The following is a 19,918-nucleotide window of genomic DNA, read 5'->3' on the forward strand; positions in this document are numbered from 1 at the left end:
TCAGTGCTCCAGTTGGTTCAATTCGTAGGCGGGCAGTTGGCTGCCGGCCAAGGGTAGGCGCAGGGTGAAGCAGGTGCCTTGGCCGAGGGTGGAGTGCACCTCCATCTGGCCTTTGTGGTTGTTGGTGATGATGAAATAGGACACCGACAGCCCAAGCCCGGTGCCCTGGCCGATTTCCTTGGTGGTAAAGAACGGTTCGAAGGTGCGCTTACGCACGTTCTCGCTCATGCCGATGCCGTTGTCTTCCACCTGGATCTCCGCCCACGGCGGGTTGAGACGGGTACGCAGGATAATGTGCCCCGGCTCACTACCGTCTGCACGCAGGTGGATGGCCTGGGCGGCATTTTTCAGCAGGTTGAGCAGCACCTGTTCCAACTCGTTGGCAGTGCCCGGAACCGGGCCCAGTTGGGGGTCGAACTGGCGGGTGATCGCCAGACCCTTGAAGTCAAAGCCGATAGCAAGGTCGAAGTCGTTACCGGCGATTTCCACGGCTTGGTCGATCAGCGCCGGCAAATCGCAAGGCGCCATTTGCCGGTTGCTACGGCGGCTGAAACTGAGCATATGGGTGACGATCTTCGCCGCCCGGGCTCCGGCCTGCTGAATACCATCGAGCAGTTGCGGCACTTCGCGGCCTTCGAGGTAACGGTTGACCGTGTCCAGTTCGATGCCAGCCTGTTCAGCGTGCTCCAGGTTCTTGGGTAGGTCGGGAGACAAGCGGCGGCGGATGTTCTGCACGTTATGCAGGATCGCCCCCAGCGGGTTATTGATCTCATGGGCCATACCAGCGGCCAGGCCACCCACAGAGAGCATTTTTTCCGACTGCACCATCATTTCTTCCAGGGACAGGCGCTGGGTGATGTCATCGATCCGGATCACCACGCCACGCCCAGCGCCCCCCATCAGCGGGTAGAAGGTCAGGGCATAGTGCTTGGGCTCATCGTCTTTGAACCACGTGACGCGCTCGATGCGCTCCACCGTGTGCTGTTCTACGGCTGCCCTGATCTGCGGCAGGTACGGTTTGAGCGGCTGGAACGCCAGGTAAATCGGCTGGTTCAGGGCTTCATCCAGGCGCGTGCCGGAGAGGGCGCTGGCCTCCTGGTTCCATTGGGTGACGTAGAGCTGTTCATCCAGGGCGATCAGCGCTGAGGGCATCGAGTCGATGATACTGTTCAGATAGTTCTGAAACCCGGTGAGCTTTTTCTCGATCTTGCTGCGAACCTGGACTTCCAGTTCGAGCTTGCGATTGGTGTGGCGCGTTTCTTCGGCCAGGCCTTGGGCCTGGTCATAGGCGGACTGGGAGTCGTCACGCGCACGCTTGAGTTGCTGCTCGCGCGCTTCGATACGCGACAGCATGGTGTTGAAGGCTTCGGCCAGGCTGCCGATTTCATCGTGATTGCCGCGGCCGGCGCGCAGGGCGTAGTTCTCTTCGCGGGTGACTTGGCGCGAGAGTTCTTCCAGTTCGTGGATCGGACGGGTGATCAGGCGTTTGATCTGGCGGGCAATGACCAGCCACAGCAGCACGCTGAAAATCAGGATACCCAGGCTGGCCGTGAGCGTGCCGGTATAGAACGCCACCGGCAATTCACTGCTGGCCACCAGCAACAGATGCCCGGACGGCTGGCCCGCACGGGGCAGGGTGATGATCTGATTGCTGCGAAACTCGGTGACACGCCAGGCTTCGATGTGCCGGTAGTGGTCCGGCAGGTGCAGGCGGTCGCCGTGTTGCATCTGCGCCAAAAGGTTGCCAGCACCGTCGTACAGGGCGGCGGCACGCAGGGGGGAATAGCTGGTCAGCTCATTGAGCAGGGCGTCAGCTTTCGCGGGCGACTCAAGGGCCTCGGCGGCGAGCGCGGGGTTGGACACCAGGCGGCCAATGGCCTGCAACGCCTGGGGCGCCATGCTTTCCTGGGAGATCCAGTAGGCAGCGCTGATAAAAGTCAGGTTGGCCACCAGCAAGACGGTGGTCAGCAGCACCAGCAGGGCTGCCAGCAGTTTCTGCCCGACCGGTAAGTTTTCAAGACGCTGGCGCAACGGCATCAGGGTTTTCCCAGGCAATAGACAGACGGGCAGGGTAGCGCGTGGCTCAGTCGCGGGGCAATCCGCGCGCGAGTAACTGCTCGACCAGGCGTACTTGCAGCTGTTGCAAATGCGGCAGGCTCAACTGATGACGGCTGGCTGCCTGGCAAGCATAGCCCAATAGATAGCTGATTTCGGTGCGTCGGCCGGCGGCCACGTCCTGGAACATGGAGGAGTAGTTGGCGGCCGTGGCGTGGATTACCCGTTCCACTTCTTGCAGCAGGTCCTGCGCGGCTGCGGCTTGGCCGCAGCATTCCAGCAGTTCACCGAGTTCGGCGCAGAGGGTGGCGACTTCGCAGTGATGGGCTTGCAGTTCTCCATTGCGGCACTGGTACAGCACCGTCAGTGGGTTGATCGCGCAATTGAGGGCCAATTTACGCCACAGCCGCGTGAGGATATCGGTGCTCCAATCGTGGGGGATGCTGGCGGCGTTCAAATCATCGAGCCAAAGTGGCGGGGTAGGGTGGCTGGCGTCTCCCAGCCAGGTATAGCCATGGCCGGCGAACACCACGCGCCAGTCGCCATCGCGAAATGCGCCTTCGGTGCTGGAGGCAAAGATGCAGCGAACCTGGGGCAGTTGCGCGGCCATTGCGTCTTGGCTGCCCAGGCCGTTCTGCAACAGGATCAGCTCGGCATCGGGTGTCAGTCGATGTTGCAACTGTGCGACAGCGTCTTGGGCGTCGTAGGCTTTGCACGCCACCAGCAGGCGATGAATCGGTTCGGGGCTGTCGGGCGTTTCGCCGATGACTGGGTAAGTGTGTTCGACGCCTTGTTCTATCAGGGTCAGCCCTTTGGCGGCCTGATAACTGGCCAGGCGTGCCTCATCGCGCAGGATCAACCTTACGGGCACGCCCGCACGTGCCAGGCGAGTGGCCCAGAGTGTGCCCAGGCTGCCAGCGCCGAGAATATGCCAGGTGGTCGACATCAGTTTGTGCTCCGTAGGGTCGCTCACAGTGAACGCGGCGAAAGAACCGCTATAATGCTCCGGCATTTTAGCTCGGGCGCGCTCCATCTCTACTGAGCCCGCCCCTTATATTGGAGAAATGACATGCCTTCGTTCGACGTGGTATCCGAACTGGACAAACACGAAGTCACCAACGCCGTCGAGAACGCCGTCAAGGAGCTGGATCGCCGCTATGACTTGAAAGGCAAGGGCAGCTTCGAATTCAAGGAAAAGGACCTGACCGTCAACCTGACCGCTGAAGCCGATTTCCAGCTGGAAGCGATGATCGAGATCCTCAAGCTGTCGCTGGTCAAGCGCAAGATCGATGCGCAGTGCCTTGAAATCAAGGACGCCTACGCCTCCGGCAAGCTGATGAAGCAGGAAGCCGTGCTCAAGGAAGGCATCGATAAGGAGCTGGCGAAGAAGATCGTTGCCCACGTCAAGGACGCCAAGCTGAAAGTCCAGGCCGCCATCCAGGGTGAGCAGGTGCGTATCACTGGCAAGAAGCGTGACGACCTCCAAGAGGCCATCGCGGCCTTGCGTGCCAAGACGTTCGATATGCCGCTGCAATTCAATAACTTCCGCGACTGATGGCACACTGGGGAACCCGCGGGCGTTTTTGACGTCCCACGCCCCACACACCTGCGCCCACTCTTGAGCCCTACGGGGCTCAATTGCATTTGTGGCCCGTGAATACGCCGAACATCCGGTAACCAGGAGAATGTTGATGGATTTGAACGCTGAAATGGATCACTTGATCAAGACCTCACAGTCGTGGATCCCGATGATCATGGAATATGGCAGCCGGGTATTGCTCGCAGTAATCACCCTGGCCATTGGTTGGTGGCTGATCAACGTATTTACCCACCGAGTAGGGCGGTTGCTGGCCATCCGTAACGCGGACCTGGCACTGCAGCACTTCGTCACCAGCCTGGCGAACATCGCGCTCAAAGTCATGCTGATTGTCAGCGTGGCCTCAATGATCGGCGTAGCGACCACCTCGTTCGTTGCTGCGATCGGTGCCGCTACCCTGGCCATTGGCCTGGCATTGCAAGGCAGCCTGGCCAACTTCGCCGGCGGCGTATTGATTCTGTTGTTCCGCCCGTTCCGTATTGGTGACTGGATCGAAGCCCAGGGCACCTCGGGTACGGTCGACAGCATCCAGATCTTCCACACTGTGCTGCGTACCGGCGACAACAAGACGGTGATCTTACCTAACGGCATCCTGTCCAACGGCATCATCACCAATACCAATCGTCAGCCGACTCGCAAGGTCGTGTTTGACGTGGGTGTGGACTATGACGCTGACCTGCAGAAAGCTCGCGAAGTGCTGCTGGAGTTGGCGCAAGATCCGCGCGTGCTGGCGGAGCCGATGGCTGTGGCCGTGGTTTCAACCTTGGGCGACAGTTCGATCACCGTGTCCCTGCGCTGCTGGACCAAGACGTCGGATTACTGGGATTTGGTGTTCTTGTTCAATGAGCTGGCACGTGACCGTTTGAAAGCGGTGGGAATTGATATTCCGTTTCCGCAGCGGGTTATTCGGGTGGTGCAGGAAACAGCCGAGAAGTAATAAATAACGATTGTTGCAAGGCAACGTGGGCGAAAAGTCGGACTCAGTGATGGTTAGTTTGCTAGCTATGTAATTTGAAGCCCTGACAGTAATAAAATAGACATAAAAAAACCGCGTACCCGAACAGGTATGCGGTTTTTTTATTGCATTTAAACGGTAATCGAACTACCGGTTAATTACAAAATGCTCAACGGGTATTCGACAATCAGACGAGTGTCATTGTTGTCAGCGGAATAACCACTGTAGGCACCGTTAGAGCGATACATGGCGAAGCGCAGGCGGAACGACAGGTCTTTGGCCGGTCCGCTTTGCATAACGTACTTGGACTCTGCGTCCCACTCGTTTTCCTTGCCTTCACCCAAGCCATTGGTCTTGATGTTGTCACCTTTGACGTAGCGGGTCATGAAGCTCAGGCCAGGAACACCGTAGGTCGCCATGTTGATGTCGTAACGAGCCTGCCAGGAACGTTCGTCGCGACCCACGAAGTCGGAGATCTGGATCGAGTTGGAGACGAAGATCGTACCGTTACCGTCGACGCCATAGTAGTAGCCGTTGTCACCGCTGGAGCGTTGGTGAGCGATCGTGAACTTGTGAGCGCCAATGCTGTAGGCGGCTTGCAGGCTCCACAGGTTGTTGTCTACACCCCGAGTACCGTCGCCGATCATATCGACCTGGTCACCACGCTTGTCACCCCGGGTACGGTACCCGTTGAGATCGAAGTTCAGCGATTGGGTGTCGCTCATCGGAAAGGTGTAGTTCAGATTGACATACTGCTTCTTGAAGTACTGATCAACATCCGACGCTGCGAAAGTGCCGGTAAGGCCTTCGGTAAATGCGTAGGTTGCGCCGAAGATATTGGCTGCGGTCAGACCTTTGCCATTGTCGAAGCCGTCGGAAACACCGCTGATGCTGTCGCGGCCCATGCCGGTTTGCTTGCTCAGGGCGGTGAAGCGACCTGCACTCAGCTCCAGGCCTTTGATTTCAGTGGAGGTGATCATAGTGCCCGTAGCGATTTCAGGCAGCAGGCGGCTGTCATCAGTCGAGAACACAGGGCTGGCGACGGTTTGTTGACCGTATTTCAAAACAGTATCGGAAATACGGAACTTGATGGCCGCGCCGCCCTTGGACTGAGTCCGTTCAGGGTTGCCATCACTGTCATTGGCGAACAGGCCGTTACCGCGACGGCCCGAACCGCCATCCAGCTTGGCCGAGCCCATCACGAATGCGTCAAGGCCAACACCAACGGTACCTTGCGTGAAGCCGGACTTGTATTGGAGCAGCTCACTGATACCGGTATCTTGACGATAGCCGCTTGTGCTCGAAGAAGGGTTACTCGCGCCATTCTTGTAATCACGGTTCATGTATTCCATCCGAGACTTGGCCGTGAGGCTTTGATCTTCGAGGAAACCCTTGGATTCGTCTTGAGAAGACGCCATTGCGAACTGCGTAGTGCCTGCTGAGACAGCCAGGGCGATCATGCTCCACTTCATCACGCGCATCGTGATTTGCTCCTTTGGTTTTAGGAAGAGTACTGCCGTCCCACCTGTATTTTTGTCTGGGCGGCTCTTTCTTTTTGTGTCGGCGCAAAGTTATATCACGCTGACAATGTTGGCGATACTTGCCCCACTTTCCTTTCAGCTTCTTTACGAGCGACGAGCGGGTCGTAAATTGCTAGATCCATGTCGCAATTTCACAGCCTCACTGTAGCGAGACTGACAACTTCAATGCGGTGTCCAAACCGTTAAAAGCGCGTAGAAAACGTGACTTTAAAGTTTGAAATCTTCCCTGGTGCACACTGAACCGCTGTTTTTTCATCGCGAAACACCTGGATCCCTTCAGGTGCCGTTGCCGACGATAGGGGGATGAATGCAACAAGCGCGCCCAAACCGAAAATTGAATGTCATTTTTTCGTGAAAAACGTTGCAGCTTCGTGAAAACCGCATAAGCACGGGGTTTTTACGCCGATTGGTTTGGCCGCGATGCCCATGCTCTTTGGCTGTCCGCGAGTGCATAAATCCTTAATCTTGCAAAAACGTTACCCGTTCACCCCATTCGGTGGGTAGACGGAGGCTCGCTTTGAGGCATGAGTGGGTCATTTTGGTGCAATAACCCTCATGGCTCGATGTGCAGTGATGGCTCAATGCCTTTTTGTGTTGAGGCCTCTGTATCGAGGGTCTCGTCGCAATGGTTCGACCAGCATCTGGCCAATCGCTGAAGTATTGGTCATTGAGCGTAGTCGAAATATTCGACTGTCTCGAAATGGTGCGCATTTTTTTTGCCATGCGTTGCCAATGCGCCTCTGGCGCGGCGTGAAGCAGTACCGATTCGCAGGTATGCTATCGGCCTTGAACCTGTCCTGCCGAACGGAGTGCCTGCGGTGTTCGCTTTAGATCAACGCCTTCAACAAGACACGCTGGTCATTGGGGATTTCCCCCTCTGTCGCCTGCTGCTGTCCAATGACTCGAACTACCCTTGGTTCATCCTGGTGCCGCGTATCAACGGTATCAGCGAAGTGTTTCAGCTGGATGTCACCGACCAGCAGCGCTTATGGCAAGAAACCACCGCCTTGGCGCAATTGCTGAATGAAGGCCTTGCGGCTGAAAAGATGAATATCGGCGCACTGGGCAACGTAGTCAGTCAGTTGCACGTGCACGTGATCGTGCGCAAACGCGACGACGCCGCTTGGCCGGCGCCGGTGTGGGGCAGGCATCCGGCCCAGCCTTACACCGATGAGCAAGTGACAGCCATCCGCGCTCGTCTGCGTGAGCTGCTGCCTGCCGATTTCATCTTTACCCAGGGCTGAATTATGGATTTGCAAGATCGCGTTACCGACCTGGAAAGCCGGCTGGCCTTCCAGGACGACACCATCGAGACCCTCAATGATATTCTGGTCACGCAGCAACGTGCGGTCGAGCGCCTGCAGTTGCAGATGACCGCGCTGCTCAAGCGCCAGGAAGAGATGGGCGGCCAATTCGAGACATCGGAAGAAGAAGCGCCGCCGCCTCACTATTAATAGCCGCGCATAAAAAAACCGCGATCCAGCAATGCTGGCTCGCGGTTTTTTTTGCTGCGAAGGCGCGTATCAGCGACGCGGCAGTGCAGCGATCACGTCTTCGGCTTGCAGGCCTTTGTCGCGATTCATGACGGAGAATTCCACGCGCTGGCCTTCCACCAGGACGCGATGGCCTTCGCCGCGAATGGCCCGGAAGTGGACGAAGATATCGTCGCCCGAATCGCGGGAAATAAAGCCGAAGCCCTTGGACGTGTTGAACCACTTGACGGTACCGGTATCCCGATTGGTCATGTCGTAGGTTGGCGACGAGGCCGCAGGAGACGAACGGTAGAAGCTGATGGCCAAGTGAAGAACGATGGCGACCACAGCAATCACCAGGCTGAGCAGGATGGCCGGGTGGCCACCGACTTCAGGCATGGGGGCCAGGAGGGTGAGGGTTTGTACGACAACGGTCAGCACCAGCAGCGCGCTGACCAGGTTTTGCAGTTGATGACGTGTGCCTTTGTTCCAGTAAGGGATCACGGGTGCCAGCGTCAGGTTAAGAAGGCCGAACAAGGCCAGGTACAGAGCGTCGTGTTGTTCCAGGTAGGGAGGGCTTCCCTGTTGCAAGCTCGGTATAAAGGACAGCAGCAAAGCTGCAACGCCCGTTAGCAGGTGGACGATTTTCAACATTTTGATTAACTCACGTTAAGACGGATCACGAGGAAGAGCTGACTGGCACGGTTCGCTTCTGAACAATGGGAGGCGTTGGGCACGTGCGCGGGTATCAGCCTATGTCGCTGCCGCAGAAAGTAACGGCGACGACACGCCGTCTATTTAACAGCAAAGGCTGTGCCTACTCAAATCAAGCATTTCGGGGTGTTGCAAGGAGGACCGCATTTCTGCGTCAAACGCTTGTCCTAGACACGTGCAGGCCATTCAAGCGGCTGGTAGAGATATTTCCCACATGGCTCGACGGCTGCGGCTGCGCCGTTTGGCAGGTTACACCGGGGCGAATTGCCGCTCCGGGCTGCGCATCACCGGCACTCTTGCTAGAGTGGTCCTGCACCTGATCAACAAATGCTTGTCAATTGAAGGGGATAAACATGGCAATCGATATCGGTATCAGTGAAGAAGATCGTAAATCCATCGTCGATGGGCTTTCACGACTGCTTTCCGATACCTACGTACTGTATCTGAAGACCCACAACTTCCATTGGAACGTCACGGGCCCCATGTTCCGTACGTTGCACCTGATGTTTGAAGAGCAGTACAACGAGTTGGCCCTGGCGGTGGACTCCATTGCCGAGCGTATCCGTGCCCTGGGTTTCCCGGCGCCGGGTGCCTATTCGATCTATGCCCGCCTTTCTTCTATCAAGGAAGAAGAGGGCGTACCCAGTGCCGAAGAGATGATCAAGCAACTGGTGGCTGGTCAGGAAGCCGTCACTCGCACAGCGCGCGGCATCTTCCCATTGCTCGACAAGGTCAGCGATGAGCCGACGGCCGACCTGTTGACCCAGCGTATGCAGGTTCACGAGAAAACCGCGTGGATGCTGCGTTCGCTGCTTGAAAACCAGTAAACGCCGACCCTGAGTGGCGCCGTCCTGGCGCCGCTCGCTTGTTTCCGCGCATTTCCTGGCGTTGTCCTACGCCGATCAACTCCCGCGTCTTCTGGCTGCCCGTTGCTCGCTGCTGTTTTATAGGGCCACTGCCCAAGGGGATATCCCGTGGGCTGCTGTTTGGCAATGGAGTGTCAGGTGTATGTCACGTGGAGTCGGTAATGGAGTGATGGAAACCGGTGGTTTTCATAAGATACAGGTCGACCCTTTTGCAAAAGGGTTCGATATGGGACTGGCCAAGCCATTGTCTCGGTCGGTGAGGCTCAATGGGTTTTCCACTTGTCTGCGGCTGGAGCAGATCTATTGGAATATCCTCACGGAAATAGCCAGGATCAACGCCTGTTCAGTCAGTGCGTTGCTGTCTTACGTCGATCGGGAAGTGCACTTGCGTTATGGAGGTGTGAAGAACTTCAGTGGGTTGGTCAGGGTGGTGTGCGTGGTTTACCTCTTGAAAGGGCGTATTGAACCTTCATACTCACCGAGGTAGTCACCGGGCACCGGGGCCGGCCCATGTATGAGCTGAGGTGGGTAAGGCTCAGGACAGAAAGCCGGCTGCGCTGCCTCGATTTACCAGATATAATCCCGCGCTTTGCTACGCATGCTGCGAACCCGCAGGGCAGGCGTGGCGCAGTAACGATCTGATCGCCGAGACATCTCCATGCCCATGTACGACTATCAATGCGCTTCCTGTGGTCATCAGTTGGAAGCCATTCAGAAGATCAGCGCCGCGCCGTTGGTCGATTGCCCTGCCTGCCAGGCTCCGGAGCTCAAGAAGATGTTGTCCATGCCGGGCTTCCGCTTGAGCGGCAGCGGCTGGTACGAGACCGACTTCAAGACCGGCTCGAAGAAGAACCTGGCCGGCGGCGACAAAGCAGACTGAGTTGAACTCTACGCGCAGGCTCCTGCATTATCCGTCCCCTGCTTTAATGTACGGTGACGAGGCGGGCCTCCACCGAATTTCGAATTACGAGAAGTGAAACCACTACCATGATGCGCAGCCACTATTGCGGCCAACTGAACGAGACCCTGGAAGGTCAGGAAATCACCCTTTGCGGATGGGTTCACCGTCGCCGCGACCACGGCGGGGTCATCTTCCTCGATATCCGTGATCGTGATGGTCTGGCCCAAGTGGTGTTCGACCCGGATCGCGCCGAGAGCTTCGCTGCCGCCGACCGCGTGCGCAGCGAATACGTTGTGAAGATCACCGGCAAGGTTCGCCTGCGTCCCGCTGGCGCTGTGAACAAGAACATGGCGTCCGGCGGCATCGAAGTGCTGGGCTACGAGCTGGAAGTGCTGAACGAGTCGGAAACCCCGCCGTTCCCACTCAATGAGTACTCCGACGTGGGCGAAGAAACCCGCCTGCGCTACCGCTTCCTGGACCTGCGTCGTCCGGAAATGGCCGAGAAGCTGCGCCTGCGTTCGCGCATGACCACCAGCATCCGCCGCTTTCTCGACGAAAACGGCTTCCTGGACGTTGAAACGCCGATCCTGACCCGGGCCACCCCGGAAGGCGCGCGTGACTACCTGGTGCCTAGCCGTACCCACGCCGGCAGCTTCTTCGCTTTGCCGCAATCGCCGCAGTTGTTCAAGCAACTGCTGATGGTGGCCGGCTTCGACCGTTACTACCAGATCGCCAAGTGCTTCCGTGACGAAGACCTGCGCGCCGACCGCCAGCCGGAATTCACCCAGATCGACATCGAGACCAGTTTCCTCGATGAAAAAGAGATCATGGGCCTCACCGAGCAAATGATCCGCAACCTGTTCAAGGAAGTGCTGGACCTGGAGTTCGGCGAATTCCCGCACATGACCTTCGAAGAAGCCATGCGCCGCTACGGTTCCGATAAGCCAGACCTGCGTAACCCGCTGGAACTGGTGGACGTGGCCGACCAGCTCAAGGAAGTCGACTTCAAGGTGTTCAGCGGCCCGGCCAACGATCCTAAATGCCGCATCGCCGCCCTGCGCGTGCCTGGCGGCGCGAGCATGCCGCGCAAGCAGATCGACGATTACACCAAGTTCGTCGGCATCTACGGTGCCAAGGGCCTGGCATACATCAAGGTCAACGAGCGCGCCAATGGCGTTGAGGGTCTGCAATCGCCGATCGTCAAGAACATCCCGCTGGACAACCTGAACGCGATCCTCGATCGCGTCGGTGCGGTCGATGGCGACATCGTGTTCTTCGGCGCCGACAAATCCAAGATCGTCAGCGAAGCGCTGGGCGCACTGCGCATCAAGCTGGGCACCGACCTCGACCTGCTGACCTGCAAGTGGGCACCGATGTGGGTTGTCGACTTCCCGATGTTCGAAGAGAACGACGACGGCAGCTTCAGCGCCTTGCACCACCCGTTCACCGCGCCGAAGTGCACGCCGGCAGAGCTGGAAGCCAATCCGGCTGGCGCTCTGTCCCGTGCCTACGACATGGTGTTGAACGGTACTGAGCTGGGTGGCGGCTCGATCCGTATCCACCGCAAAGAGATGCAACAGTCGGTCTTCCGTCTGCTGGGTATCAACGAAGCGGAACAGGAAGAGAAATTCGGCTTCCTGCTCGACGCCCTGAAATACGGTGCACCGCCCCACGGTGGCCTGGCCTTCGGCCTGGACCGCCTGGTGATGCTGATGACCGGCGCCCAGTCGATCCGTGAAGTGATCGCCTTCCCGAAAACCCAGAGTGCTGCGGACGTCATGACCCAGGCTCCAGGTGTGGTGGATGCCAAGGCATTGCGCGAACTGCACATTCGTCTGCGTGAGGCGCCGAAAGCTGAGTAAGGCCGCAGCGTGAAAGCGCACTGAGGTTTACGCAGTCTAAAAAGGCGCATCTTCGGATGCGCCTTTGCGTTACAAGGGCTGTGCTTTAAAGAGGGAAGTCCCACCTGGGGTGGGATTGTTAAGGTTTCTACAGAATTTCGGAGTTGTGTTATGGCTGGCCATTCCAAGTGGGCGAACATCAAGCACCGCAAAGAGCGTCAAGATGCCAAGAAAGGCAAGATCTTCACCAAGTGGATCCGAGAGCTGACCGTCGCTGCCCGCCAAGGCGGTGGTGACCCTGGCTCCAACCCGCGTCTGCGCCTGGCGCTGGACAAGGCCCTGGGTGCGAACATGAGCCGCGATATCATCGACCGCGCCGTGGCCCGTGGCGCCGGTGCCGCCGATACCGACGACATGGTCGAGCTGAGCTACGAAGGCTATGGCCCGGGCGGGGTGGCGGTGATGGTCGAGTGTATGACCGACAACCGCAACCGCACCGCAGCGGCTGTGCGCCATGCGTTCAGCAAATGCGGCGGCAACCTCGGTACTGACGGTTCGGTGGCCTACTTGTTCGAGCGCAAGGGGCAGATTTCCTTTGCACCGGGTGTGGATGAAGATGCACTGATCGAAGCCGCGATGGAGGCGGATGCCGACGACGTGGTGACCAACGACGACGGCTCCATCGACGTGTTCACCTCGTTTGCCGGGTTCTATGCCGTGCGCAATGCGTTGGAAGCCGCTGGTTTCAAAGGCACTGACGCGGAAATCGTGATGCTGCCGACCACCAGCGCCGAGCTGGATCTGGACGGTGCGCAGAAAGTGCTGAAGATGCTGGACATGCTCGAAGACCTGGATGATGTGCAGAATGTGTATTCGAACGCCGATATCCCGGAAGAAGTTGCCGCACAGCTAGGCTGATGGGTGACGTAGATCAAAATGTGGGAGCGAGCAAGCCCGTTCCCACATTGGATCTCCTCTGTATCGAAAATTGTTTTACCCAACCTGCAGGCGTTATGACTTTAATCCTAGGTATCGACCCCGGTTCGCGCATCACCGGTTTTGGCGTGGTGCAACACACCCCGCGCGGCTGCATCTATGTCGCCTCGGGTTGCATCCGTACCGGCGCGGGCGAGTTGGCCGAGCGCCTGCAGATTGTCTATCGCGGCGTGCGTGAGGTGATCCAGACGTACGGGCCGGTGACCATGGGCATCGAGAAGGTGTTCATGGCAAAGAACGCCGACTCAGCCCTTAAGCTTGGCCAGGCCCGTGGCGCGGCCATCGTGGCCGGCGCGGAGGAGGGCATGGAGATTGCCGAGTACACCGCGACGCAGGTCAAGCAGGCCGTGGTTGGCACCGGTGGGGCCAACAAGGAACAGGTGCAGATGATGGTCATGCACATGCTCAAACTCACCGCCAAGCCGCAGATTGACGCCTCCGACGCCCTGGCCATCGCCATTTGCCATGCGCACACCCGATCCAGTCTGCTACCGCACGGCCTCGGTACGGCACGCAGTCGTGGCGGGCGCCTGCGTCTCTGATAGCATCAGCGCAATCGTTATTTCCGGTCAGGCCTTGATCTGACCTCAAGCTTTAAGGAACGAACCGTGATTGGACGCTTGCGCGGCACCCTGGCTGAGAAACAGCCGCCGCACCTGATTCTGGATGTAAATGGGTTGGGGTATGAGCTGGAAGTGCCCATGACCACCTTGTATCGCCTGCCGTCGGTCGGTGAGCCGATAACACTGCACACTCATTTGGTGGTGCGCGAAGACGCACAACTGCTCTATGGTTTCATTGGCAAGCGCGACCGTGACTTCTTCCGCGAGCTGATCCGCCTCAATGGTGTGGGGCCGAAACTGGCCCTGGCCTTGATGTCGAGCCTGGAAGTGGATGAACTGGTGCGAGCCGTTTCGGCCCAGGATACCTCTGCGTTGACCAAGGTGCCCGGCGTCGGCAAAAAGACCGCCGAGCGCCTGCTGGTGGAACTCAAGGACCGCTTCAAGGCCTGGGAAGTCGTGCCGAGCATGTTTGCCCTGGTGCCGAACCAGCCGGATATGCCGGCGGGGCAGGTCGCGAGCGCCGAAAGTGATGCGGTCAGTGCGCTGATCTCCCTGGGCTACAAGCCGCAGGAAGCCAGCAAGGCCGTATCGGCCATCAAGGACAAGAACCTGAGCAGTGAAGACATGATCCGCCGTGCCCTGAAGGGAATGATTTAAGTGATTGAAGCTGATCGTCTGATCGCGGCCACCGGCCCGCGCGACCGTGAAGAAATCCAGGACCGCGCCATCCGTCCACTGAGCCTGGCGGATTATATCGGCCAGCCTACCGTGCGCGAGCAGATGGAATTGTTTATCCAGGCCGCGCGCGGACGCAGTGAATCCCTGGATCACACGCTGATCTTCGGCCCGCCGGGTCTGGGCAAGACCACCCTGGCCAACATCATTGCCCAGGAAATGGGCGTGTCGATCAAGTCGACCTCCGGCCCGGTGCTGGAGCGTCCGGGCGACCTGGCAGCATTGCTGACCAACCTTGAGCCGCACGATGTGCTGTTTATCGACGAGATCCACCGACTCTCGCCGATTGTCGAGGAAGTGCTGTATCCCGCGATGGAAGACTTCCAGCTCGATATCATGATCGGCGAAGGCCCTGCGGCGCGCTCGATCAAGCTCGACCTGCCACCTTTCACGCTCGTCGGCGCCACCACCCGCGCCGGCATGTTGACCAACCCGCTGCGAGACCGTTTCGGCATTGTTCAACGTCTAGAGTTCTATAGCACCGCAGACTTGGCGACCATCGTCAGCCGTTCGGCAGGCATTCTTGGCTTGCCGCTGGACCCGGAAGGCGCGTTTGAAATCGCCCGTCGCGCCCGTGGCACGCCACGGATTGCCAACCGCTTGCTGCGTCGCGTGAGGGATTTCGCCGAAGTGCGGGCCAAGGGCCATATCACCAAGCCCGTGGCCGACCTGGCCTTGAACCTGCTGGATGTGGATGAACACGGCTTTGATCACCAGGATCGACGTCTACTCTTGACCATGATCGAGAAGTTCGACGGGGGGCCGGTGGGCGTCGACAGCCTGGCGGCGGCGATCAGTGAGGAGCGCCATACCATTGAGGATGTGCTGGAGCCGTACCTGATCCAACAGGGTTATATCATGCGCACTCCGAGGGGCCGCGTCGTGACGCGCCATGCCTACCTGCACTTCGGATTAAACATTCCGTCACGATTGGGTGAGATGCCCGTGGTAGACGAATTCCTCGATGCAGTGGACGATTAAAAGCTTCACGAAAGTCGATTTATTCGATGTTTGTGCTGTCCTAGTGGCTGGCGTCGTCTTTCAGTCACTGGATATGTTTCAGAGAATGAAAAAACAGTTGCCTGGCCGGATTGGCAACCTGAGGAGTAAGCACTAGAGTATGCGCGCGCAAAACGGGGATCAGTCGTTCGCTCATCGCTGTCGCGTTTATTACGAGGACACCGACGCGGGCGGCATCGTGTATTACGTCAATTACCTCAAGTTCATGGAGCGGGCTCGAACCGAGCGGCTACGGGAGCTGGGCTTTGCCCAATCCGAGCTGGCAGGGGAGGACCTGTTATTCGTCGTGCATTCCAGCGAGGCGCGTTATCACGCGCCGGCGCGGCTGGACGATGAATTGCTGGTAAGCGCTGAAGTAATCGAATTGAACCGTGTCAGCCTGCGTTTCAAGCAGCAGGTCAGGCGGGCAACGGATGCAACGCTGCTCTGCGAGGGGCAGTTCCTGGTGGCCTGTGTGCGCACCAATAGTTTGAAACCCCGGGCCATTCCCGAAGCTCTACGTGCGGCCTTTGCTGGCGTAAGCGGCGCGGGTAAACAATCAAAGCAGGAGATTTAGCGTGGAACCTACCGTCGTCGACCATTCCTCCATGTGGAGCCTGGTCAGTAATGCCAGTGTTGTGGTTCAACTGGTGATGCTGACCCTGGTAGCCGCATCGGTTACCTCTTGGGTCATGATTTTTCAGCGCAGCAACCTGCTGCGTGCCGGTCGACGTGCCCTGGAGAGCTTTGAAGAGCGCTTCTGGTCGGGTATCGACCTGTCCAAGCTGTACCGCCAGGCCGGTAGCAACCCGGACCCGGATTCGGGCGTCGAGCAGATCTTCCGCGCGGGCTTCAAAGAATTCTCCCGTCTGCGCCAGCAGCCAGGCGTGGACCCGGAAGCGGTCATGGAAGGTGTGGCCCGTGCCATGCGCGTCGCCATTTCCCGTGAAGAAGAGAAGCTTGAGCAAAGCTTGCCGTTCCTCGCCACCGTCGGTTCCGTGAGCCCGTACATCGGCCTGTTCGGTACCGTGTGGGGGATCATGAACTCCTTCCGCGGCCTGGCCCAGGCCCAGCAAGCGACCCTGGCCACCGTGGCCCCGGGTATCGCTGAAGCCCTGGTCGCCACCGCGATCGGCCTGTTCGCTGCGATCCCGGCAGTAATCGCCTACAACCGTTTCGCCGCTACCAGCGAGACGTTGATTGGCCGTTACTACACCTTCGCCGATGAGTTCCAGGCGATCCTGCACCGTAAAGTGCACACCAGCGAAGAATAAGCAGGTAATTCCCAATGGCTTTAATCGCTCGAGCTCGCAAAAAGCGCAAGCCGGTCGCCGAGATGAACGTAGTGCCTTACATCGACGTGATGCTGGTGCTGCTGGTTATCTTCATGGTGACCGCGCCGATGCTCAACCAGGGCGTGAAGGTTGATCTGCCCAAGGTTTCCAGTGAAGCCTTGCCGCAAGACAACAACACCCAGGTCCTGACCATTTCGATCAAGGCTGACAAGACCTATTACTGGAACCTTGGCAGCGAAGTCGACACCCAGAAGCAGCAGGACAAGGCCCTCACCTTGCCAGCGATGACTGACGCTGTGACCAAGATCATTCGCTCCGGCAACGAAGGCGGCAAGCACACCCAGGTCTTCATTCGCGGTGACAAGTCGGTCGATTACGGCTCCGTCATGGGCGCCATGGGCGGGCTGCAGAAGGCCGGCGTCGGTAACGTTGGCTTGATTACCGAGGCGCCCTGATGCAGCAACAGCGAGAGCCGTCCGCCTCGGAAAGCTTCTTCTGGCCTAGCGTCTGGGCAATTGCCCTGCACGTCCTGGTGTTTGGCATGCTGTTCGTCAGCTTTGCCATGACCCCGGACCTGCCGCCAGCCAAGCCGATCGTGCAGGCGACCCTGTATCAGCTGAAATCGAAAAGTCAGGCCACCACCCAGACCAATCAGAAGATTGCGGGTGAGGCCCAGAAGTCGGCTGCGCGCCAGACTGAAGTCGAACAGATGGAACAGAAGAAGGTCGAGCAGGAAGCGGTGAAGGCTGCTGCGGAACAAAAGAAAGAAGAGGCGGCTCAAAAGGCCGAGGAATCGAAAAAGGCTGACGAAGCCAAGAAAGCTGATGAGGCGAAAAAGGCTGATGAGGCCAAGAAGTCCGAGAAAGCTGCCGAAGCTAAAAAGGCTGAAGAGAAACAATTGGCTGATATAGCCAAAAAGAAATCTGAAGAAGAAGCCAAGAAAGCTGCTGAAGAAGAGGCCAAGAAAAAGGCCGCTGAAGACGCCAAGAAGAAAATAGTCGAAGACGCGAAGAAAAAAGCCGCCGAAGACGCCAAGAAAAAAGCTGAAGCAGACCAGGCGAAGAAGAAAATCGCCGACGACGCGAAGAAGAAAGCTGCCGCCGACGCCACCAAGAAAAAGGCCCAGGAAGCAGCGCGTAAATCCGCCGAAGAGAAAAAGGCCCAGGCCTTGGCAGATTTGCTTTCCGACACGCCTCAGCGTCAGCAAGCCTTGGCCGATGAGCAAGGCGATGATGTCGCAGGCAGTTTCGACGACCTGATTCGGGCGCGGGCAGCAGAAGGCTGGACACGTCCACCTTCGGCGCGTAAAGGCATGACAGTAGTGCTGCAGATCGGCATGTTGCCGGACGGTACGGTGACTTCGGTCAGCGTGGCCAAGTCCAGTGGTGACGGTTCGTTCGACAGTTCGGCGGTTGCCGCGGTCAAGAATATTGGCCGGTTGACCGAGATGCAGGGAATGAAACCAAGCGACTTCGCTCCCTATCGATCATTCAAGATGACATTCACACCTGAGGATCTAGCCTTGTGAGAAACCTTCTTCGAGGAATGCTTGTCGTTATTTGCTGTATGGCAGGGATAGCGGCGGCGGATGAAAAGAACATCCTGGTCACCAGCGGTAGCGATCGGGCCACCCCGATCGCGGTAGTACCGTTCGGCTGGCAGGGCGGCAGCGTGCTGCCGGACGACATAGCCCAGATCGTCAGTGACGACCTGCGCAACTCCGGCTACTACGCACCGATTCCAAAGGGCAACATGATCAGCCAGCCTAACCAGGCCAGCGAAGTTGTGTTCCGAGACTGGAAGGCTGTTGGCGCCCAATACCTGATGGTCGGCAACATCACGCCGGCCGGCGGTCGCCTGCAAATCACCTACACCTTGTTCAACGTGGCGACCGAGCAGCAGGTCTTGACCGGCAGCGTTTCGGGCACCGCCGAACAACTGCGGGACATGGCCCACTACATCTCGGACCAGTCGTTTGAAAAACTCACCGGCATCAAGGGTGCGTTCTCGACGCGTCTGCTTTATGTAACGGCTGAACGTTTTTCCGTGGATAACACGCGCTACACGCTGCAGCGCTCGGACTACGACGGTGCACGCGCAGTGACCCTGCTGCAATCGCGTGAGCCAATCCTGTCGCCGCGCTTTGCGCCGGACGGCAAGCGTATTGCCTATGTGTCTTTTGAACAGCGCCGCCCACGGATTTTCGTGCAGCACATTGATACTGGCCGTCGTGAGCAGATCACTAACTTTGAAGGCCTCAACGGTGCACCCGCGTGGTCGCCGGATGGTTCGCGCCTGGCGTTCGTGCTGTCCAAAGATGGCAACCCGGATATCTATGTGATGAACATGGCTTCGCGCCAGCTCAGCCGCGTAACCAATGGCCCTGGCATCAATACCGAGCCGTTCTGGGGTAAGGATGGTTCGACCATTTACTTCACCTCTGACCGTGGCGGTAAGCCACAGGTCTACAAGGCAAACGTGAATGGCGGCGGTGCGGAACGTGTGACCTTTATTGGTAACTACAACGCCAACCCTAAGCTTTCGGCCGATGAAAAGACGTTGGTGATGATTCACCGTCAGGATGGTTTCACTAATTTCCGGGTTGCGGCCCAGGATTTGCAGCGCGGAACCGTAAAAATCCTCACAGATACCAACCTTGATGAGTCAGCCACTGTTGCGCCCAACGGCACCATGGTAATCTACGCCACCCGCCAGCAGGGCCGGGGAGTCTTGATGCTCGTGTCCATTAATGGACGCGTAAGGCTCCCGCTTCCTACCGCACAAGGCGAAGTCAGAGAACCATCCTGGTCCCCTTACCTGAACTGACGCGGCGCTACAAAAAGAAGTACTTAACACACTGGGGTTCATTAGGAGTTTCACGATGGAAATGCTGAAGTTTGGTAAGTTTGCTGCTCTGGCTCTGGCTCTGTCCGTAGCTGTTGGTTGCTCGTCTAAAGGCGGCGACAATGCCGGTGAAGGCGCAGCTGTTGATCCAAACGCTGGTTACGGCGCTAACACTGGTGCAGTTGACGGCTCCCTGAGCGAAGAAGCTGCTCTGCGCGCTATCACCACTTTCTACTTCGAATACGACAGTTCGGACCTGAAACCAGAGGCCATGCGCGCTCTGGACGTTCACGCGAAGGACCTGAAAGCTAACGGCGCTCGCGTTGTTCTGGAAGGTAACACTGACGCCCGTGGTACTCGTGAGTACAACATGGCACTGGGCGAGCGTCGTGCGAAAGCCGTTCAGCGCTACCTGGTACTGCAAGGTGTTGCTCCAGGCCAACTGGAACTGGTTTCCTACGGTAAAGAGCGTCCAGTTGCCACCGGTAACGATGAGCAGTCCTGGGCTCAAAACCGTCGCGTCGAACTGCGTAAGTAATTCGTC

22 protein-coding genes are annotated in these 19,918 nt (G+C 58.1%); 18 read left to right on the forward strand and 4 right to left on the reverse strand.

Annotation, left to right across the window (positions count from 1 at the left end; genetic code table 11):
• The gene (locus AACY08_RS14900) at nt 1–2,037 is read right to left on the reverse strand and encodes a sensor histidine kinase (protein ID WP_339470118.1); all 2,037 of its coding nucleotides are present in this window, start codon (nt 2,035–2,037) and stop codon (nt 1–3) included.
• Nucleotides 2,038–2,083: 46 nt separating this feature from the next.
• Nucleotides 2,084–3,001: a putative 2-dehydropantoate 2-reductase gene (locus AACY08_RS14905; protein ID WP_339470119.1), complete on the reverse strand. Its 918-nt coding sequence runs from the start codon at nt 2,999–3,001 to the stop codon at nt 2,084–2,086.
• Nucleotides 3,002–3,124: 123 nt separating this feature from the next.
• On the opposite strand from AACY08_RS14905, the gene AACY08_RS14910 reads away from it, so the two are divergent.
• Both AACY08_RS14910 and AACY08_RS14915 read left to right on the forward strand, forming a co-directional pair.
• Nucleotides 3,125–3,610 (forward strand): YajQ family cyclic di-GMP-binding protein, encoded by a 486-nt coding sequence (locus AACY08_RS14910; protein WP_159955504.1) that lies wholly within the window; start codon nt 3,125–3,127, stop codon nt 3,608–3,610.
• A gap of 136 nt (nt 3,611–3,746) precedes the next feature.
• Nucleotides 3,747–4,589, forward strand: coding sequence for a mechanosensitive ion channel family protein (locus AACY08_RS14915; protein WP_339470120.1), 843 nt, complete (start codon nt 3,747–3,749; stop codon nt 4,587–4,589).
• Between the two features lie 176 nt (nt 4,590–4,765).
• Here AACY08_RS14915 and AACY08_RS14920 read toward each other — a convergent pair whose 3' ends face one another.
• On the reverse strand, nt 4,766–6,088 hold the full coding sequence (locus AACY08_RS14920; protein WP_339470121.1) for an OprD family porin: 1,323 nt from the start codon (nt 6,086–6,088) through the stop codon (nt 4,766–4,768).
• An 878-nt stretch (nt 6,089–6,966) separates the two neighbouring features.
• Between AACY08_RS14920 and AACY08_RS14925 the strand changes: the two genes are divergently transcribed.
• Nucleotides 6,967–7,392, forward strand: coding sequence for an HIT domain-containing protein (locus AACY08_RS14925; RefSeq protein ID WP_339470122.1), 426 nt, complete (start codon nt 6,967–6,969; stop codon nt 7,390–7,392).
• Between the two features lie 3 nt (nt 7,393–7,395).
• The gene (locus AACY08_RS14930; RefSeq protein WP_015885618.1) at nt 7,396–7,602 is read left to right on the forward strand and encodes a SlyX family protein; all 207 of its coding nucleotides are present in this window, start codon (nt 7,396–7,398) and stop codon (nt 7,600–7,602) included.
• A gap of 69 nt (nt 7,603–7,671) precedes the next feature.
• Here AACY08_RS14930 and AACY08_RS14935 read toward each other — a convergent pair whose 3' ends face one another.
• On the reverse strand, nt 7,672–8,274 hold the full coding sequence (locus tag AACY08_RS14935; protein ID WP_339417205.1) for a cold-shock protein: 603 nt from the start codon (nt 8,272–8,274) through the stop codon (nt 7,672–7,674).
• Nucleotides 8,275–8,687: 413 nt separating this feature from the next.
• Here AACY08_RS14935 and AACY08_RS14940 point away from each other — a divergent pair, with 413 nt between their 5' ends.
• The 14 genes from AACY08_RS14940 (at nt 8,688) to pal (ending at nt 19,912) form a co-directional block, all read left to right on the forward strand.
• Complete coding sequence (locus AACY08_RS14940; RefSeq protein ID WP_003193874.1) at nt 8,688–9,161, forward strand: Dps family protein; 474 nt, start codon at nt 8,688–8,690, stop codon at nt 9,159–9,161.
• Between the two features lie 181 nt (nt 9,162–9,342).
• Nucleotides 9,343–9,687 carry a ribbon-helix-helix domain-containing protein gene (locus AACY08_RS14945; protein WP_339470124.1) on the forward strand — a complete coding sequence of 115 codons (345 nt, stop codon included), beginning with the start codon at nt 9,343–9,345 and terminating at the stop codon, nt 9,685–9,687.
• Between the two features lie 171 nt (nt 9,688–9,858).
• A complete protein-coding gene (locus tag AACY08_RS14950) occupies nt 9,859–10,080 on the forward strand; it encodes an FmdB family zinc ribbon protein (RefSeq protein WP_010208103.1) in 222 nt (73 codons plus the stop codon).
• A 107-nt stretch (nt 10,081–10,187) separates the two neighbouring features.
• Complete coding sequence (aspS, locus tag AACY08_RS14955; protein WP_339470125.1) at nt 10,188–11,963, forward strand: aspartate--tRNA ligase; 1,776 nt, start codon at nt 10,188–10,190, stop codon at nt 11,961–11,963.
• 150 nt (nt 11,964–12,113) lie between these two features.
• Nucleotides 12,114–12,860 (forward strand): YebC/PmpR family DNA-binding transcriptional regulator, encoded by a 747-nt coding sequence (locus tag AACY08_RS14960; RefSeq protein ID WP_339417200.1) that lies wholly within the window; start codon nt 12,114–12,116, stop codon nt 12,858–12,860.
• A gap of 95 nt (nt 12,861–12,955) precedes the next feature.
• Nucleotides 12,956–13,480 carry a crossover junction endodeoxyribonuclease RuvC gene (gene ruvC, locus AACY08_RS14965; protein ID WP_339417198.1) on the forward strand — a complete coding sequence of 175 codons (525 nt, stop codon included), beginning with the start codon at nt 12,956–12,958 and terminating at the stop codon, nt 13,478–13,480.
• A gap of 66 nt (nt 13,481–13,546) precedes the next feature.
• Nucleotides 13,547–14,158: a Holliday junction branch migration protein RuvA gene (ruvA, locus tag AACY08_RS14970; protein ID WP_003175802.1), complete on the forward strand. Its 612-nt coding sequence runs from the start codon at nt 13,547–13,549 to the stop codon at nt 14,156–14,158.
• Nucleotides 14,159–15,217, forward strand: coding sequence for a Holliday junction branch migration DNA helicase RuvB (gene ruvB / locus AACY08_RS14975; RefSeq protein ID WP_024077146.1), 1,059 nt, complete (start codon nt 14,159–14,161; stop codon nt 15,215–15,217).
• 139 nt (nt 15,218–15,356) lie between these two features.
• Complete coding sequence (gene ybgC, locus AACY08_RS14980) at nt 15,357–15,812, forward strand: tol-pal system-associated acyl-CoA thioesterase (RefSeq protein WP_049711751.1); 456 nt, start codon at nt 15,357–15,359, stop codon at nt 15,810–15,812.
• A gap of 1 nt (nt 15,813) precedes the next feature.
• Nucleotides 15,814–16,509, forward strand: a complete 696-nt coding sequence (tolQ, locus tag AACY08_RS14985) for a protein TolQ (protein ID WP_339417195.1) — start codon at nt 15,814–15,816, stop codon at nt 16,507–16,509.
• Nucleotides 16,510–16,532: 23 nt separating this feature from the next.
• On the forward strand, nt 16,533–16,985 hold the full coding sequence (gene tolR, locus AACY08_RS14990; RefSeq protein ID WP_161793227.1) for a protein TolR: 453 nt from the start codon (nt 16,533–16,535) through the stop codon (nt 16,983–16,985).
• Nucleotides 16,985–18,058: a cell envelope integrity protein TolA gene (tolA, locus tag AACY08_RS14995; protein WP_339417194.1), complete on the forward strand. Its 1,074-nt coding sequence runs from the start codon at nt 16,985–16,987 to the stop codon at nt 18,056–18,058. The genes tolR and tolA overlap by 1 nt, the downstream gene beginning before the upstream one ends.
• A 17-nt stretch (nt 18,059–18,075) precedes the next feature.
• Complete coding sequence (gene tolB / locus AACY08_RS15000; RefSeq protein WP_339470127.1) at nt 18,076–19,356, forward strand: Tol-Pal system beta propeller repeat protein TolB; 1,281 nt, start codon at nt 18,076–18,078, stop codon at nt 19,354–19,356.
• Nucleotides 19,357–19,411: 55 nt separating this feature from the next.
• Nucleotides 19,412–19,912, forward strand: a complete 501-nt coding sequence (gene pal / locus AACY08_RS15005) for a peptidoglycan-associated lipoprotein Pal (RefSeq protein WP_003193861.1) — start codon at nt 19,412–19,414, stop codon at nt 19,910–19,912.
• Nucleotides 19,913–19,918 lie beyond the last annotated feature (6 nt).

This window comes from Pseudomonas sp. EL_65y_Pfl1_R83 (genome assembly GCF_963970695.1).
Taxonomy (GTDB): Bacteria; Pseudomonadota; Gammaproteobacteria; order Pseudomonadales; family Pseudomonadaceae; genus Aquipseudomonas; species Aquipseudomonas tritici.